Origin of the sequence: Microbacterium sp. K24, assembly GCF_004794465.1 — a bacterium.
In the GTDB taxonomy this organism is placed as follows: domain Bacteria; phylum Actinomycetota; class Actinomycetes; order Actinomycetales; family Microbacteriaceae; genus Microbacterium.
On record NZ_SSDJ01000061.1, the window covers coordinates 45083 to 61784 of the forward strand.

General features: G+C 69.6%; 17 protein-coding genes and 1 tRNA gene. 6 read left to right on the forward strand and 12 right to left on the reverse strand.

The features are described 5' to 3' along the window. Positions 1 to 3: 3 nt before the first annotated feature. The 3 genes from DW306_RS04170 to DW306_RS04180 are packed head-to-tail and all read right to left on the reverse strand — an operon-like array spanning position 4 to position 3676. The gene (locus DW306_RS04170) at positions 4 to 1644 is read right to left on the reverse strand and encodes a DNA repair helicase XPB (RefSeq protein ID WP_136054389.1); all 1641 of its coding nucleotides are present in this window, start codon (positions 1642 to 1644) and stop codon (positions 4 to 6) included. A 36-nt stretch (positions 1645 to 1680) separates the two neighbouring features. Further along, positions 1681 to 3390 (reverse strand): helicase-associated domain-containing protein, encoded by a 1710-nt coding sequence (locus DW306_RS04175; protein WP_136054390.1) that lies wholly within the window; start codon positions 3388 to 3390, stop codon positions 1681 to 1683. Positions 3391 to 3400: 10 nt separating this feature from the next. Then, positions 3401 to 3676 carry a multidrug ABC transporter ATPase gene (locus DW306_RS04180; RefSeq protein WP_136054391.1) on the reverse strand — a complete coding sequence of 92 codons (276 nt, stop codon included), beginning with the start codon at positions 3674 to 3676 and terminating at the stop codon, positions 3401 to 3403. Between the two features lie 119 nt (positions 3677 to 3795). Between DW306_RS04180 and DW306_RS04185 the strand changes: the two genes are divergently transcribed. Continuing rightward, positions 3796 to 4176, forward strand: coding sequence for a cold shock domain-containing protein (locus DW306_RS04185; protein WP_116635891.1), 381 nt, complete (start codon positions 3796 to 3798; stop codon positions 4174 to 4176). Continuing rightward, positions 4160 to 4798 (forward strand): DUF3027 domain-containing protein, encoded by a 639-nt coding sequence (locus DW306_RS04190; RefSeq protein WP_136054392.1) that lies wholly within the window; start codon positions 4160 to 4162, stop codon positions 4796 to 4798. The genes DW306_RS04185 and DW306_RS04190 overlap by 17 nt, the downstream gene beginning before the upstream one ends. A gap of 9 nt (positions 4799 to 4807) precedes the next feature. Here the strand turns inward: DW306_RS04190 and serC are convergent, their stop codons facing one another. Next, entirely contained in the window at positions 4808 to 5920 is a 1113-nt protein-coding gene (gene serC / locus DW306_RS04195) for a phosphoserine transaminase (protein WP_136054393.1), read from the reverse strand. A 101-nt stretch (positions 5921 to 6021) separates the two neighbouring features. Between serC and DW306_RS04200 the strand changes: the two genes are divergently transcribed. The 4 genes from DW306_RS04200 (at position 6022) to DW306_RS04215 (ending at position 8725) form a co-directional block, all read left to right on the forward strand. After that, entirely contained in the window at positions 6022 to 6723 is a 702-nt protein-coding gene (locus tag DW306_RS04200) for a metal-dependent transcriptional regulator (protein WP_136054394.1), read from the forward strand. A 251-nt stretch (positions 6724 to 6974) separates the two neighbouring features. After that, on the forward strand, positions 6975 to 7787 hold the full coding sequence (locus DW306_RS04205) for a M23 family metallopeptidase (RefSeq protein ID WP_136054395.1): 813 nt from the start codon (positions 6975 to 6977) through the stop codon (positions 7785 to 7787). Positions 7788 to 8109: 322 nt separating this feature from the next. Next, entirely contained in the window at positions 8110 to 8607 is a 498-nt protein-coding gene (locus tag DW306_RS04210; RefSeq protein ID WP_136054396.1) for an HNH endonuclease, read from the forward strand. A gap of 45 nt (positions 8608 to 8652) precedes the next feature. After that, a tRNA-Arg gene (locus DW306_RS04215) sits at positions 8653 to 8725 on the forward strand. 7 nt (positions 8726 to 8732) lie between these two features. On the opposite strand, the gene DW306_RS04220 is transcribed toward DW306_RS04215, so the two are convergent. Genes DW306_RS04220 through idi form a run of 8 tightly spaced genes read right to left on the reverse strand, consistent with a single transcriptional unit; the run spans position 8733 to position 16628 of the window. After that, positions 8733 to 10919: an MMPL family transporter gene (locus DW306_RS04220; protein WP_136054397.1), complete on the reverse strand. Its 2187-nt coding sequence runs from the start codon at positions 10917 to 10919 to the stop codon at positions 8733 to 8735. 32 nt (positions 10920 to 10951) lie between these two features. Then, a complete protein-coding gene (locus DW306_RS04225) occupies positions 10952 to 11845 on the reverse strand; it encodes a prenyltransferase (RefSeq protein WP_136054398.1) in 894 nt (297 codons plus the stop codon). After that, the gene (locus DW306_RS04230) at positions 11842 to 12189 is read right to left on the reverse strand and encodes a lycopene cyclase domain-containing protein (RefSeq protein WP_136054399.1); all 348 of its coding nucleotides are present in this window, start codon (positions 12187 to 12189) and stop codon (positions 11842 to 11844) included. The genes DW306_RS04225 and DW306_RS04230 overlap by 4 nt, the downstream gene beginning before the upstream one ends. Continuing rightward, a complete protein-coding gene (locus tag DW306_RS04235; RefSeq protein WP_136054400.1) occupies positions 12186 to 12533 on the reverse strand; it encodes a lycopene cyclase domain-containing protein in 348 nt (115 codons plus the stop codon). Before DW306_RS04235 ends, DW306_RS04230 begins: the two co-directional genes overlap by 4 nt. Next, the gene (crtI, locus tag DW306_RS04240) at positions 12533 to 14122 is read right to left on the reverse strand and encodes a phytoene desaturase family protein (RefSeq protein ID WP_136054401.1); all 1590 of its coding nucleotides are present in this window, start codon (positions 14120 to 14122) and stop codon (positions 12533 to 12535) included. Before crtI ends, DW306_RS04235 begins: the two co-directional genes overlap by 1 nt. Further along, positions 14119 to 15024, reverse strand: coding sequence for a squalene/phytoene synthase family protein (locus tag DW306_RS04245; RefSeq protein ID WP_136054402.1), 906 nt, complete (start codon positions 15022 to 15024; stop codon positions 14119 to 14121). The genes crtI and DW306_RS04245 overlap by 4 nt, the downstream gene beginning before the upstream one ends. After that, entirely contained in the window at positions 15021 to 16103 is a 1083-nt protein-coding gene (locus DW306_RS04250; protein WP_136054403.1) for a polyprenyl synthetase family protein, read from the reverse strand. Before DW306_RS04250 ends, DW306_RS04245 begins: the two co-directional genes overlap by 4 nt. 3 nt (positions 16104 to 16106) lie before the next feature. Further along, positions 16107 to 16628, reverse strand: coding sequence for an isopentenyl-diphosphate Delta-isomerase (gene idi, locus DW306_RS04255; RefSeq protein ID WP_136054404.1), 522 nt, complete (start codon positions 16626 to 16628; stop codon positions 16107 to 16109). Between the last annotated feature and the right edge of the window lie 74 nt (positions 16629 to 16702).

The following is a 16702-nucleotide window of genomic DNA, read 5'->3' on the forward strand; positions in this document are numbered from 1 at the left end:
GAGTCAGGCAGCGATCGCGTCGGCGTCCATGATCGTGTAGCTGTAGCCCTGCTCGGCGAGGAAGCGCTGCCGGTTCTGGGCGTAATCCTGATCGATCGTGTCGCGGGCGACGAGAGTGTAGAAGCTCGCGGTATGCCCCGACTGCTTCGGGCGCAGCAGGCGACCGAGGCGCTGGGCCTCCTCCTGACGCGAGCCGAAGGATCCCGATACCTGGATGGCGACGGATGCCTCGGGCAGGTCGATCGAGAAGTTCGCCACCTTCGAGACGACGAGCAGCGAGATGTCGCCCTCGCGGAAGGCGCGGTAGAGCTCTTCGCGCTCGTCCACGGGCGTCGCGCCGGTGATCTGAGGCGCGTCCAGCGCCGCGGAGAGCGACTCGAGCTGGTCGAGGTACTGCCCGATCACGAGGATGCGCTCGCCCGGGTGCTTCGCGATCAGCTCGCGCACCGCCTGGACCTTGGCCGGAGCGGATGCCGCGAGGCGATAGCGCTCGTCGTCCGTGGCCGCCGCGTACTCGAGCCGGTCGCTCGGCGGCAGGTCGACGCGCACCTCGTAGCAGGCGGCCGGGGAGATGAACCCCTGCGCCTCGATCTGCTTCCACGGGGCGTCGAACCGCTTGGGACCGATCAGGCTGAAAACGTCGCCCTCGCGGCCGTCCTCGCGCACGAGCGTCGCGGTCAGCCCGATGCGGCGACGAGCCTGCAGATCGGCGGTCAGCTTGAACACGGGAGCGGGCAGCAGGTGCACCTCGTCGTACACGATGAGGCCCCAGTCGAGGGCGTCGAGGAGCGCCAGGTGGGCGTACTCGCCCTTCCTCTTCGCCGTGAGGATCTGGTAGGTCGCGATCGTGACCGGCTTGACCTCCTTGGCCTGCCCGGAGTACTCGCCGATCTCCTCGGGGGTCAGGCTCGTGCGCTTGAGCAGCTCGTCGCGCCACTGCCGGGCCGAGACGGTGTTCGTCACGAGGATCAGCGTCGTGGTCTTCGTGGCGGCCATGGCTCCGGCGCCGACGATCGTCTTGCCCGCGCCACAGGGGAGCACCACGACGCCCGAGCCGTCCTTCGAGAACGCGTCGACGGCATCCTGCTGGTACGGACGGATGTGCCAGCCGTCTTCGGCGAGGTCGATCTCGTGCGGCGTGCCGGGGGTGTAGCCGGCGAGGTCCTCGGCGGGCCAGCCGATCTTCAGCAGCTCCTGCTTGATCTGACCGCGCGCCCACGCGTCGACGACGAACGTCTCGGGGTTCGGGTGCCCGATCAGCAGGGGCTGGATGCGCTTGTTGTTCGCCACCTGGGTCAGAACGGCCGCGTCGGACGAGCGCAGGATGAGGGTGCCCTCGTCATCGCGCTCGATCACCAGCCGCCCGTAGCGGTTGACGGTCTCGCGGAGATCCACCGCGACCGACGGCGGCACGGGGAAGCGCGACCAGCGGTCGAGCGTCTCCAGCATGTCTTCGGCGGTGTGGCCCGCGGCGCGGGCGTTCCACAGGCCGAGCCGGGTGATCCGGTAGGTGTGGATGTGCTCGGGAGCACGCTCCAGCTCGGCGAAGATCGCGAGTTCGTGCCGGGCGCTCTCGGCGTCGGCATGGGCGACTTCGAGGAGCACTGTGCGATCGCTCTGGACGATCAGGGGGCCATCAGACATAGCTGACCAGTTTACCGGGCGCGGGAGGGTCGGGGCTTACGGTGCGACGACCGAGGCGGCCAGGATGCTCGACACCGGAAGGGTGCGCTCGACATCGGCGGCACGATCCCGACCGCGGAGGCGGCCGCCGCCGATCCCGGTGGCCTCGAGCAGCAGCTCTCTGGTCGACCCGTCCGGCATCCCCACCGTGACCTGCAGGACGGCCTTGGCTCGGACGGCCGCCTCGAGCTCGCGGTCGAGCCAGGCGGCATCGGCATCCGGGCCCTGGTGAGCGCGCAGGCGGGTGATCAGGGCGCCGAGATCGGCTTCATCGGCCGGATCCGTCGAGACACGGGGGGCAGGATGCCGCTCCCGCACCGGGATGGCGCCGTCGGGGCCGACCAGCGTCGCCGGGTAGCGCGCATCGGTGAGGGCCCAGTACACGGTCTCTCGTCCGACCCGCGTCGTGAGCGCATCGGCGTGAGACGCGAGTGCGAGCGGGCGCAGGGACTGATCCACGGCCATCGCCTGGATGAGATGCAGGTCCGTGCTCTCGATCCGCGTCCGCCCGGTCTCCTCGTCGGTCGAGACGCGCACCAGGCCGTGCCGTTGCGCGGTCTGAGCGACCAGGTAGTTCAGCGGCTGCGGGATCCCGGTGAGGGAGATCCCGCCGAGGAACTCGAGGATCGACTCCTCGGTCTCACCCGCGACGAACGCATGCGCCATCGACTCGGCCGTGAAGCGGTACGACGACGCCTGGGCGGCCGACTCGCGGGCGGCGATGCCACGGAGTCGTACATCCAGTGCGGGCAGCAGCGGCCCCGGGGCGATGGCGGTGAGATCGTTCTGCAGGAAGATGCGATCGACCTCGGCCGGGAGCAGGCGGACGAGCGCGGCGGGATCGGTGCTCTCGCCCCGGCGCACGGTGGCTGCCCATTCGGGTTCGGAGCCGTCCTCGGCGACCAGTCCGAGCAGTCGCGCCGCCTCCCGCAGCGTGCGGGAACGCTCGGGCCACGACGGATCCCACGGATGCGCGAGCGGCCAGGCCTCGGGAGGAATCCATCCGCCGTCGGCCGAGCGCACGCCGCGGGGCAGCGCGTCGCGGAAGGCGGTCACGAGAAGCGTCCATCGCTCCGCCACGGACGAGCGCAGCCAGGTCTCCGCTGCTGCGGTGGTGCGCAGCCGACGATCGGCGGCGACGGCGAGCCGTGCGTCGATCGCGATGCTGAGGAGCGCGTCGACGATCTCGGCCGAGATGCCCGACTCCGTGAGCTGCCGCTTCTCGCCGGCGCTGATGGCGCCGCCGGCGAGCAGGGCGAACGGCGCCTCCCTGGCGATGAGGAGCACATCGGCGAGCACGGCCACCGTGGTGAACGCGCGCTCCGCGGCATGCGCGGACGCCGCCTCCGAAGCGGCGCCGGGGGCGGGCGCCTCGAGGCCCTCGGGGACGGAGCGCCCGGCGAGCACCGAGACCAGCGGGGCGTAGGGGGTGCCGTCCGGTCGGAGCAGGGCGAGCGCGGTCAGAGCCTCGCGCTCAGGCCCCGGGTCCTCCCCGCCGACGGCCCGGACCAGGGCCGTCGCCTCCGCCGCCGTGAGCGTCGGAAGGACCTTGGCCAGTGCCGTCGGGTCGAGCAGTGCCTCGGCCGCGTCGAAGAAGTCCTGCCACGCGACGTCGGGTCGCACGCCGCGGGACGACAGGAGGTGATGCAGTGCGTCATCGCTCGCCGCGGCCAGCCAATCCGCCAGCGGCCGTGCGTGAGTGCTCATGGGCGATGCCTCAGGAACGCGATGCCGCGCGCCCCTTCCGGATGAAGCTCATCACGAGCAGCGTGATGATCATCACGAAGGCGAGCGGCAGACCCCAGAACGGGATCGCCGCGATCACGGGCCACGCGCCTTCTCCGAAGGCGGACTGGTCCATGCCCACGGCCGTGCCGATGATGATGGCGAAGAAGCAGATCACGGATGCCGCGGCGATTCCGAGCGCGGTGAACGCGAGGATACGATCCACCCGGCGGATGGGAACCTCCGGTTCGGTGCTCTGCGTGCTCATCCGTCTCAGCCTACTCGCACGGGGGCTTCGATTCCGCCGGCCCGGCGACCGGTAGGCTGGGAGGGTGCGCGCATCAGCGCGTACCCCGTTCTGCTTATCGATTTCAGCGAGGTTCTCCCATGCCCACCGGCAAGGTCAGGTTCTACGACGAAGACAAGGGTTTCGGCTTCATCGCCAGCGATGACGGCCAGGACGTCTTCCTGCACGCTTCCGCGATGCCCACGGGCACCGCGGTGAAGGCCGGTGCGCGCGTGGAGTTCGGAGTGGCGGACGGGAAGCGCGGTCTGCAGGCGCTGTCGGTGCGAGTGCTCGAGGCGCCGCCGAGCCTGTCGAAGGCCAAGCGGATCCCCGCCGACGACATGGCGATCATCGTCGAGGACCTCGTGAAGCTCCTCGACACCATCGGCGGGGACCTGCGCCGTGGGCGCTACCCGTCGTCCGGTCACGGCCGCAAGATCGCGGCCGTCCTGCGCAAGGTCGCCGATGACCTCGAAGCCTGACGCCGACGCGCGTCTCCTCGACGCCCACGATCTCGCGCTGGAAGCTCTGCGCGAGATCACTCCGGCGACGTCGATCGGTCCGGCCGCCGGCTACCTCCTCGAAGACGACGGCTCGGTGTCGCTGCGCTTCGAGAACAGGCTGCCCGGCTATCCCGGCTGGTACTGGACGGTGACCGTCGCCCGCGTGGACGACGAGGAGCCGACCGTGCTCGAGGTCGAACTCCTCCCCGGCGACGGCGCGCTCCTGGCGCCCGAGTGGGTGCCGTGGGCGGAGCGTCTCGCGGACTACCGCGCTCATCAGGTCGAGCTCGCCGAACAGGCGGCGTCGGAGGCTGCCGAATCCGGCGACGACGTCGATGGCGACATCGACGGCATCGACGATGAGGACGCCGAAGACCTCGATGAGGACGATGACCTCGACGACGATGAGGATGCCGACGCGCCCGCGACGGTCCTGCACGCCGGTGACGTCGACGGTGTCGACATCGACGAACTCGACCCCAGCGTGGTGTCCGACGATGATTCCGCCGACGACGGCTTCGATGACGACGAGGACGATGAGTCGGAGTCGGACGAGGACGCCGACGCTGAGGACGACGAGGACGCCGACGACGAGGAGTGACGCGGGGGCTCAGGCCCCCAGGTTCTCCAGCACGTAGTCGAGCGCGCGCGTGAGCTGGCGCACGTCGTCCGGCTCGATCGAGACGAAGGTCGCCACCCGGAGCTGGTTGCGACCGAGCTTGCGGTACGGCTCGGTGTCGACGATGCCGTTGGCGCGCAGCGTCTTCGCGACCGCGGCCGCGTCGATGCTCTCGTCGAAGTCGATCGTGACGACGACGGGCGAACGGTGGGCGGCATCCGCCACGAACGGCGTCGCGACCGAGGAGGCCTCGGCCCAGTCGTAGAGCACGGTGGAGGACTCCGCCGTGCGGCCGGCCGCCCACGCGAGTCCGCCGTTGCCGAGGATCCAGCTCAACTGGCTGTCGAGCAGATGCAGGGTCGTGAGCGCCGGGGTGTTGAGCGTCTGGTTGAGTCGCGAGTTGTCGACCGCGTTCTTCAGGCTCAGGAACTCCGGGATGTAGCGGCCCGAGGCGGCGATGCGCTCGATGCGCTCGATCGCAGCGGGGGAGACGGCGGCGAACCACAGCCCGCCGTCGGATCCGAGGTTCTTCTGCGGGGCGAAGTAGTACACGTCGGCCTGGGTGACGTCGAAGTCGATGCCGCCGGCGGCACTCGTCGCGTCGATGACCGTGAGAGCGCCGTCTGCGTGGACGCGCTCGACGGGGGCGGCGACGCCGGTGGAGGTCTCGTTGTGCGGCCAGGCGTACACGTCGACGCCCTCGACGACCTCGGCCGCGGTGCGCGAGCCCGGCTCGGCCTTGCGCACGTCGGGAGCGTCGAGCCACGGTGCGCCGGCTGCGGCGGCGAACTTGCCGCCGAACTCGCCGAACACGAGATTCTGGCTGCGGCGCTCGATCAGGCCGAACGCGGCCGCGTCCCAGAACGCGGTGGAGCCGCCGTTGCCGACGAGGATCTCGTAGCCCTCGGGCACGCGGAAGAGGGCGGCCAACTGCTCGCGCACGCTGCCGACGAGGTTCTTCACCGGGGCCTGGCGGTGGGAGGTGCCGAGGATCGTCGCGCCCGACGAGAGGAGCGCCTCGAGCTGCGCGGGACGCACCTTCGAGGGGCCGCAGCCGAAACGGCCGTCAGCGGGCAGGAGGTCACCGGGAATCTCGATCGCCATGCGTCGATTCTAAGGGGCGCGCGGCAGCGGCCTTCACCGGCCGCGGATCCGATGTCCCTCCGGGAATGTAGGCTTGCCTAAGAATCTCGGAGGGCCTTCACATGACCGATCTGATCGACACCACGGAGATGTATCTCCGCACCATCCTCGAACTCGAGGAGGAGAACATCGTTCCGCTGCGTGCGCGCATCTCCGAGCGCCTCGGGCACTCCGGTCCCACGGTCTCGCAGACCGTCGGCCGCATGGAGCGCGACGGCCTCGTCGTCGTCTCCGAGGATCGCACGCTCGAGCTCACCGACGCCGGGCGCCGCAAGGCCGTCGACGTCATGCGCAAGCACCGTCTCGCCGAGCGTCTGCTGAGCGACGTGATCGGACTGGATTGGGCCTTCGTGCACGAAGAGGCCTGTCGCTGGGAGCACGTGATGAGCGAGCAGGTCGAGCGTCGTCTGGTCGAGCTCCTCGGTCACCCCACCGAGTCGCCCTACGGCAACCCGATCCCGGGTCTGGACCAGCTGGGCGACCTGCCGGCACGCACCTTCGACGAGGGTGTCATCGGCCTCGTCCAGAAGCTCAACGCGGCAGGCGCGCCGATCGACGGCACCGTGCGGCGTCTGGCCGAGCCCGCGCAGGTCGACCCCGAACTCCTGGAACAGCTGCGCGACGCGGGGGTCATGCCCGGCGCTCGCGGCGACTTCCGCTTCAGCGAGGGCTACGTCCTCATCCAGATGGAGGGCAAGGAAGACGGCCTCGAGCTGCCGGTCGAGCTCGCCTCGCACATCTTCCTGGTCGGCGAACCGGCCTGATCGGCGCGAAGATCGGGCCTCTGCGTCGATTGTCAGGTTCCCAGGGTGACATGATCGTTATCTTCCGGTAACCTCGGTCAAGTCGTCAGCGAAGAAGCCCGCTGGCGATGACCCGCGAAGATCGCCTTCCAGGCTCGTCGTCTTCACGGCAGGAACGCACAAAGTACCCCGAGCTACATTCGTGCCACGAGAAGCAGAGTGCCGACGAGCCAGCGCTACCCGAAAGCGCGAGGGCCCAGGAGGACCAAGTTTTGGCCGCAGACATCGAACCGACCGCGAAGAAGACATCTGAAGACCGATCGCCAGCCCGCCGAACAGGTGCGCGCGCCGGTGGTCGAAAGGCCCTCAAGCCACTCCGCTCCATCGCCATCTTCGGTGCGGTCGGTGCGCTGGTCGCCGGAATCGCCCTCCCCGCGTTCGCGACGTCGAAGCCGACGGAGGCCGCCCCGACCACGCTCCAGCAGCTCGCTGCCGTCGACGCGCAGTCGCTCGTCGTCGCCTCGCAGGCGACGGCCGCGCCGCTGAGCCGCGGCACCTTCACCGCGACGACTCCCGAGGAGATCGAGAAGAAGAAGGCCGAGGAGGCGGCAGCAGCGCGCGCTGCCGCGGCCGCCTCGACCGCCTCCGCGAGGTTCAACACGTCCGGCTACGCGTTGGTCTCACCCGGATCCGGTGAGGTCCGCTATCCGCTTCCCGGTGGTTCGTACACGCAGGGACGCACGATCGGCGGCGGTCACAACGGAGCCGACATGCTCGCTCCCGCTATGACCCCGATCTACGCCACCGCCGCCGGCGTGGTCCGCGCCTCGGCCGAGAGCATCGGCGGCTACGGCGTCTGCGTCATGATCGACAGCGTCGTGGGCGGCCAGCAGGTGCAGTCCACCTACGGTCACATGACCTACGGGACCCGTCAGGTCGCCGCAGGCCAGACCGTGGCAGCCGGACAGCTCATCGGCTTCGTGGGCAGCACCGGCCGGTCGACGGCGAACCACCTCCACTTCGAGGTGTGGATCAACGGCGGAATGGTCGAGCCGTACTCCTGGCTCGCCGCCAACGCCGGCTGATCCTGCGCTGATCCACCGGGACACGCTCCCGTCCGTTCACCTGTCGTTTCGCCCCGCATACAGCTGCATGGGTTAGCCTGAAGCCGTTGTCGTACGGGCGGGAGAGGCAGATGGACCGAATATCGAGCATCCGAACCATGGATGGCCTCGATCGTCACGTCCTCCTGCATAGCCCGCAGGGATGCCACGGCGTTGCCGTGCGCGAAAGGCGCTGTCTTTAGACGGCGCCTTTTTTCGTCCTTGCGAACGCTCTGCCGTCTGCGCGACCTCGTGTGAGTCGAGAGTGCCGGGAAGCCGTCCCGGCGGATCGAGAGGATGACGAATGCGCACACTGGTCCTGAATGCCGGATACGAGCCGCTGGCGATCGTGTCGTTCAAGCGAGCGCTCGTGCTCGTGATGAACGACAAGGCCACGGTGATCGAACGCGTGGAAGATGATCCCGTCTGGGGCAGCCACGGCGTATACGAACGCCCCGCCGTGATCATCCTGTCCCGCTACGTGCGGGTGCCGACGAGCAGACGGGTGCCGGTGACCAGACGCGGGGTGCTCCGCCGCGACAACCACCGCTGCGGGTACTGCGGGAAAGCTGCATCGACCATCGACCATGTGCTTCCGCGCTCGCGCGGAGGCGCAGACTCGTGGGAGAACCTCGTGGCCTGCTGCCTGCGCTGCAACAACGTCAAGAGCGACCGGACGCCGCAGGAGATGCGGTGGCAGCTGCGGTTCACGCCGCGCCCCCCGCACGGCACCGCCTGGACGGTGCGGGGGACCGAGCGCAGCGATCCGCGATGGGAGCCGTACCTCGCGCTCGCCGCGTGAGCGCCGAGCCGGAGTGAAGGCCGCGGCCCCTTAGACTTGGAGTGCGCCCTCGTAGCTCAGGGGATAGAGCAGCCCTCTCCTAAAGGGCAGGTCGCAGGTTCGAATCCTGTCGCGGGCACCTAGCGCTATCTCTCGCCGTGCCGCCAGAGCTTCGACGGCCACCAGATGGCCTTCCCGATGTCGTAGGTCAGTGCGGGCACCAGGAGCGAGCGGACGACGAAGGTGTCGAGCAGCACGCCGAAGGCCACGATGAACGCGATCTGCACCAGGAACAGGATCGGGATCACCGAGAGCGCGGCGAAGGTGGCCGCGAGCACGAGGCCCGCCGACGTGATCACGCCGCCGGTGATGGAGAGTCCGCGGAGCACGCCCTCGCGAGTCCCGTGCGCGCGCGATTCCTCCCGCACCCGGGTCATCAGGAAGATGTTGTAGTCGATGCCGAGCGCCACGAGGAAGACGAAGCCGAACAGGGGAACGGCGGGGTCCGCACCGGGGAACCGGAAGACCCCGTCGAAGACGAGCGCCGAGACGCCCAGCGCCGTGCCGAAGGACAGCACCGTGGTGAGGATCAGCAGCACGGGCGCGAGGATCGACCGCAGCAGCAGCATGAGGATGAACATGATGACGACGAGGATGACCGGGAGGATGAGGTTGCGGTCGTGGATCGACGCGTCGTTCGTGTCGATCGAGGTCGCCGTGACGCCCCCGACGAGTGCGTCGAGATCGTCGAGTTCGCCGCGCAGCTCACGGACCGTGGCGGCGGCGCCGTCGGAGTCCGCGGCATCCGTCAGGGTCGCCTGAAGAAGCACATCGCCGTCGACGATCGTCGGTTCGGGCGCGGGGGTGCCGGGAGGTCCCACGGCCGCGAGACCGTCTTCCGTCACCGTCGCGGTGCCGCTGGGGGAGCCGGATGCCGTGACGGAGACGCCGTCGATGCCGTCGCTCGCGAGCAGGATGTCGGCCGCGTCCTGCAGCCGGTCCTCGGCGACGAGTACGTAGGCCGGGCTGCCGGAGCCGCCCGGGAAGTGCTCGCCCAGTGCCGCCTGGCCGTCGCGCGCCTCGGAGGCGCCGAGCACGAGGTCGGACTGCGGCACGCCGACCGCATCGAGTTGGGTCACGCCCGCGGCGCCGACGAGGAGGACCAGGGTCGTCACGATCCAGATCACGCGCGGACGACGCCTGATCAGGTTCGCCAGGCGGGCCCACAGGCCGGTGGTCCGCATGCCGTGCTCGGCCTCCACGACCTCCGGCTCGAACTTCGGTCGCCGCGGCCAGAAGACGGCGCGTCCGCAGAGCAGCAGGAGCGCCGGCAGCAGAGTCAGGGCGGCGAGCATCGCGAACACGATGCCGATCGCCGCGACGGGCCCGAGAGTGCTGTTCGACTTCAGATCGCTGAGCAGCAGGCAGAGGAGACCGGCGATCACGGTGCCGCCCGAGGCGACGATGGGCTCGAAGGAGCCCTTCCAGGCGGCCATGAGGGCCGTGCCCTTGTCTTGAGCTGTGCGCAGCTCTTCGCGGAATCGCGCGACCAGAAGCAGCGCATAGTCCGTCGCAGCGCCGATCACGAGGATGAAGAGGATGCCCTGGGTCTGACCGCTGAGCAGCAGGACCTCGAACTTCGCGAGCCACCAGACCACGAGGAGTGCCACGCAGAGCGCGAACAGGCTCGTGGCGAGCACGACCACGGGCAGCAGCAACGACCGGTACACGAGCACGAGGATCACCAGCACCGCGAGCAGCGCCACGCCGAGGAGCAGGCCGTCGATCCCCGCGAATCCCGCGACGAGGTCGGCGCTGAACCCGGCGGGGCCCGTGATGGAGACCGTGATGCCGTCGGGGACGGCGGCTCGCAGCTCCTCGCCGAGCGCGGCGGTCGCATCCGCCAGCTCGGCGTCGCTCTCGATCGGGATGAACGCCTGCACGGCGAGACCGTCGTCGGACGGGAGCGCCGGCGAGACGTCGTCACCGATCCCCTCGACGGCGGGTGCGTCGGCGACGGCATCCGAGATCGCGTCGAGCTCGCTCTGGGTGAGCTCGTCCTCCGAGGTGAACACCGCGATCGCCGGGATGGAGTCGCTGTCGTTGAACTCGCCGAGCAGCTTCTGCACCTGGGTGGCATCGGCCGACTCGGGGAGGTACGTCGTCTGATCGTTGGAGGAGACCTCGTCGACCTTGCCGAACAGCGGTCCGCCGAAGGACGCACCGGCGAGCCACACCAGGATCAGCGCCACCGGGATGAGCACGCGCACCCAGGAGTGGCGTCGCGAGCGCTCTCGGGTCGGCGGAGCGGGCGCGCGATCAGGGCGTGACATCGGGGGTCCTTTCGGAGGGAGATCGATCGGGGTCAGGAGATCCAGGCGAGGATCAGGATCATCGTCGCGAGGAAGCCCGCGAAATAGTTCAGGGCGATGAATCGCCGCCATGCGCGGTTCGTCGTGGCAGAGGTCTCGTCGGTCACGTTCCACCACGGTGCGGCGTTGACGACGTACGGCAGGGCGAGGAGAGCAGCCAGCGGCCCTGGCCAGGGAGTGAGGAGCATCGAGGCTCCGGCCACGACCCAGAGGGACAGCCCGAGCCGCACGGTCGCCCGCGCGCCGATGACGGTGGCGATCGACGAAATCCCGCCCTCACGGTCCGGTCCGATGTCCTGCACCGCGCCGAACGCGTGCGCGGCCATCCCCCAGAGGAAGAAGGCGGTGAGCGTGATGACGGCGCCGGGGGTGATCTGTGCGCCGGCGAGAGCGAGTCCGACGATCGCGGGACTCACGAAGTGCGTGCTCGAAGTCACCGAGTCGAGGAAGGGACGCTCCTTGAACCGCAGCCCCGGCGCCGAGTAGGCGATCACGGCGAACACGCTCACGGCCAGCCAGGCCCAACTCGCCGGACCGCCCACGGCGACCAGGTACACGAGGAACGGGATGTTCGTCACGGCGGCGGCCCAGAGCGTCGCGCGATGGATGCGGGGTGACAGCAGGGCGCCCTCGATGCCGCCCTTGCGCGGGTTGGCCAGGTCGGAGGCGTAGTCGAAGACGTCGTTGATGCCGTACATCGCGAGGTTGTACGGGATGAGGAAGTACAGCGTGCCGATGAGGAGAGTGAGGTCGATCTCGCGGGTGCTGAGCAGATACGCGGCGGCGAACGGGAACGCCGTGTTGATCCAGCTGATCGGCCGCGACGAGAGCACGATCTGGGCGATGTCCTGCCCGATGGTGCGGGAGGGCACGGACTCGGCGCTCATGACCGCTCCTCGGCGTCGCTGTCCACCCGGTCGTGCTGCGCTCGCCTCCGGGCGCGCAGCGCGGCCCAGAGCGCGGGGAGCAGCAGCACCCCGGCGAGCGGATAGGCGAAGTCCTCGATCGGCGCGAGCCCGATGTGGAATCCGGCCAGGTGATCGGGCGAGTAGTGGAAGAGCCCGCTCGCGATCATGACCGTGTCGAACACGGCCGTGAGCACGAGGAGGGCGACGAGCGTCAGCACCACGGCGACGGGACGGGGCCCTCGGCGACGGGCCGCGAGCGTCAGGGCGATTCCGCCGATCGCCGCGAGGGCGAGGAAGCACGCGGCGAGCTGGAGGTAGGTCACTGCCGCGCCTCCTGCTCGGTGCGCGATCGGCGCCCCTGCGAGAACAGACGCACCGCTCCGGTGTAGATCACCATCGTGCACAGCACGAGGAAGAGCAGGAAGACGGGCTCCTCGATGGGCAGCTCCGGCGCCAGCACCAGACCTGTCGCGATGGCCGCCTCGCCGCGGAAGAAGATCCCTCCGGCGATGCCGGCGATGTCCCAGGCCAGGAAGAAGACGAATCCGACGACGGTCACGATCGCTGCCGATACGGCGTCTTTCCAGAAGAACAGGCGGAATCGCCGGTCGAGCAGCAGCATGCATCCCGAGAAGAGCAGCAGGGCTCCGAGATACAGCGCGCCCATCAGGGGGACTCCTCGCCGACCGGCTCCCGCAGGGGACCGGCGGAGTGATCGCCGCGCACGCGCTTCAGGACGATCTCGGCGCTGATGAGGCACATCGGCACGCCCACCCCGGGCGCGGTCGTCGCGCCCGCGTAGTAGAGGCCCCGCACCCGCTTCGAGGCGTTCTGGGCACGGAACATCGCGCTCTGCGTGAGGATGTGCGCCGGCCCCAGCATCCCGCCCCGCCAGGAGTTGTAGTCGTCGCGGAAGTCGGCGGGTCCTGTCGTCTCGCGCACGACGATGCGCTCGCGCAGGTCGGGAACACCGGCCCAGGTCGAGATCATGTCGATCGCGGCATCGGCGGCACGCTCGATGTCCGGGGACCCGGCCCCGTCGGAGCCGCCGTGACCGAGGTCGACGTCGGCGGGGACCGGGATGAGCACGAAGAGGTTCTCGTGCCCCGCCGGGGCGACATCCGGGTCGGTCGCGCTCGGACGGCAGACGTACGTCGACGCCGGGGACGGGATCGACGGAGCGGCTCCGAAGATCGCGTCGAAGTTCGCGTCCCAGTCGTCGGTGAAGAAGAGCGAGTGATGCGGAAGCTCGGGCAGCGGCCCCCGGACGCCGAGCATCACGAGCACACCGCCCGGACCGCTCGTGCGGCGCTCCCACCACGACTCCGGGTACGACTGCAGCCCGCGGGGGAGCAGCGCTGTCTCGGTGTGGTGCAGATCGGCCGCCGAGACGACGATGTCGGCGTCCTCGACGTGCGTGACGCCGTCGACATCGACCCAGCTCACGCCGGTCACGGCGGGTCCGTCGGGCCCGGCCTCGGTCCGGATGCCGGTGACCTCGGCCTCGGTGATGATGCGCACGCCGGCGTCGCGCGCGAGCTCGCCGATCCGCTCGACCAGCTGCCAGAAGCCACCCTGCGGATAGCTCACGCCCTGGTCGAGGTCGAGCGCACTCATCAGGTGGTACATCGCGGGCGCGCTGCGCGGATCGGTGCCGAGGAAGACCGCCGGATACCCGAGGATCTGCCGGATGACGGGGTGACGGAAGCGGCGGGCGGCGAACGACTGCAGACGCGTGCCCAGCAGCGAGAACAGTCGGGGAAGAGCCCGCAGAACCTCGGGAGCCAGGAGAGTGCGGAGCCGGGTGAACGGGTTGTAGAGGAAGTACTTCTCCGCCATCGTGCTCGCGTCGTGCGCCGAGTCGAGGTAGTCCTGCAGAGCGGGAGCCGAGCCCGGTTCCAGCGACTCGAACAGGCGCGACACGGCCGCGCGGCCCGCGGGGACCGTGACGGGTGCGCTCGCCGCGCCCCCGGCATCCGGCGCACGGAACACGCGATAGCCGGGGTCGAGCAGGGTGAGGTCGAGCTGCGCGGCGGTGGTCGTGCCCATCATCGCGAAGTAGTGGTCGAAGACCTCCGGCATCAGATACCAGGACGGGCCGGAGTCGAAGCGGAACCCGTCGCGCTCGAGCGTTCCCGCGCGGCCGCCGATCCGGTCGTTCTTCTCGAGCACGACGACCTCGTGCCCGTCGCGGGCGAGCAGACCGGCGACGGCGAGCCCGGCGACGCCCCCGCCGATCACGGTCACCCGGCTCATCGTTCCCGCTCCAGGGCGGTGACGACGAGCGCTCGTGCCGCCAGAGCCGCCTTCACAGGGTCGGGCACGCGTACGCGGGTGCGATACAGCACCTCGACGGGGGTGCGTGCCACGCGGCTGGTGAGGGCGGCGAAGAGGGCGAGCGCACTGCGCACGGCTGCGCGGGCATCCTTGGGGAGCAGCGGGATCGCCTCGCGGGCGTCGGCCAGCTGCCGGTGCACGGTCTCGACCCACGCGTCGCGGTCGGCGTCGGTGAGACGGGCGGAGCCGCCCAGGTAGCCGCGGTGCAGCCGGTCGGTGTCGTCGGCGAGGTCGCGCAGGAAGTTCACGTTCTGGAACGCTGCTCCCAGCTGGCGCGCACCGCGGACGAGGGTCTCGCGCTCGGCGTCCGTCCGCTCCTCGTCGCGCAGGAACACCTGCAGGCACATCAGGCCGACGACCTCGGCCGAGCCGTAGACGTAGCTCGCGTGGGCATCGGCGTCGTAGGCGGCGAAACCCGCGTCGGATCCGATGTCGGCCGTCATCGAATCGAAGAACGGCTGCGTCAGATCCTCCCCGATGGCGCACTCCCGCGCCGTGCGGGCGAAGGCATGCAGGATCAGGTCGCTGCTGTAGCCGCTGCGCATCGAGCGGTGCGTCTCGGCGATGTACGACGCGAGGGCCGCGGACTGCGCCGTCACGTCGAGTCCGGCTTCCGCCGCGACGCCGTCGACGATCTCGTCGGCGATGCGGACCATGGCGTAGATGTTGCGCACGTGCTGACGGTGGCGCTTGCCGAGGAGTCGCGTCGCCAGTCCGAACGAGGTCGAGTACGCACGGATCACGTCGGTGGTGGCGATCTCGGCCGTGCGGTTGAAACGACGAAGGGCGCCGTCGCCCTGATCCGAAGGGCTGCCCGTCATACCGAACGGCCTTCGATGCGCGAGGTGAGTCCGAGGATCGTGCGGCCGGCAGCAGGGGAGAGCGATCCGGTCGATTCGGCCTCACCGAGAACGGCGGACACGGCTCCGAGCTGCTCCTGCACGAGACTGCGGACGAACTTCTCCGCACCGCATTCGCGGAGACGGTCGCGGATGTCGGCGGCGTCGGCGTCGCTGAGGTCGATCGATCCGAAGCGCAGTTCGATGCTCGGCCAGTGCCCGGTCATGCGCGCGTAGGCGATGATCGCGGTCTCCTTGCCCTCGCGCAGGTCGGAGAAGGCGTCCTTGCCGTGCGCCTCGGGATCGCCGAACACCGACAGGAGGTCGTCCTGCAGCTGGTAGGCGAGTCCGAGGTGCCGGCCGATCGCGGTGAGCTGTTCCTCGGCCGCAGGCGACGAGCCGGCGAGCACCGCCGCGGCGCGCAACGGGAGCACGAACGAGTACGTCGCCGTCTTGTAGGCGCTCGTCGAGAGGATGGTGCGCAGATCGGGCGGGATGATGCCGTCGCTCAGCCCGATGTCGGTGTGCTCGCCCGCGACGGTCTCGAAGATCGTCTGCTCCAGCAGGGAGAGGAGACGAACGCGCGCGTCGGAGGAGACGTCGGCCCGCGCGAATCCGAGCACGGCCGATGCGAGCAGGAGATCGCCCATGAGGATCGCGCTGGACCGCGCCCAGTGCAGCGCCGGCTCGGCAGGCTCCGTCGACCTGCGCTCGACGAGCGATCCGATCAGGTTCGGACGGCGGCGGCGGATCAGGTCGCCGTCGATGACGTCGTCGTGGAGCAGGAACGCGAAGTGGAGCAGCTCGACATGCACGGCCACGTCGACGGCGCGCTCGACCTCGGCGCTCGTGAGGTCGGCGGGCGCGAGGGACCGCAGGAGATCGATCAGCAGGCGCGGGCGGATCAGCTTGCCGCCGAGCGCATGTTCAGCGGCCGCCTGCCAGAGCGCGACGAATTCCGTTCCGTACTGCTCTGCGGCGGATCGCCGCTCCGAGAAGCGGTGGCGCAGCGCCTCTTCGATCCGGATGCCGAGATCTTCCTCGGTGGCCGTCGTGCTCATCGGTCAGACCTCTCCGATGGCGCGGAGCCGCGGGAGTTGCTCGGCCATCCAGGGGCTGAAGGCGAACGGCGCGCGCGCGACCGCCTCGACGAGATCGTCGACCTCGACCCACGCCCATTCCGCGACCTCGTCGGGGTCGCCGGTGGGGTCGCCGTCGACGAGGGCGACGTGCACGGGGCAGATCTCGTTCTCGACGATGCCGCTCGCATCGACGGCCCGATAGCGGTAGTCGGGGAGCACGACGCGGAGCTCGGTGAGCTCCAGTCCGAGTTCATGCATGCCGTGGCGTCGCACCGCCGCGGACATCTGCTCGTCGGGCCGCGGATGTCCGCAGAAGCTGTTCGTCCAGACCCCGGGCCACGTGCGCTTGGTGAGCGCACGACGAGTCACCAGCACCCGTCCGCCGGCGTCGAACACGTAGCAGGAGAACGCCAGGTGCAGAGGGGTGTCTGTCGTGTGCACCTCGCTCTTCGGCCTGGTCCCGATCGCCGTCCCGTCTTCGGCGAGGAGTGTCACGTGATCCATGGCATCCCTCCGCTCACCCATTTCGCTAACTTGGTAAGTAATCAACTTAGCATGAAACTCTTCGTGTGTAACAT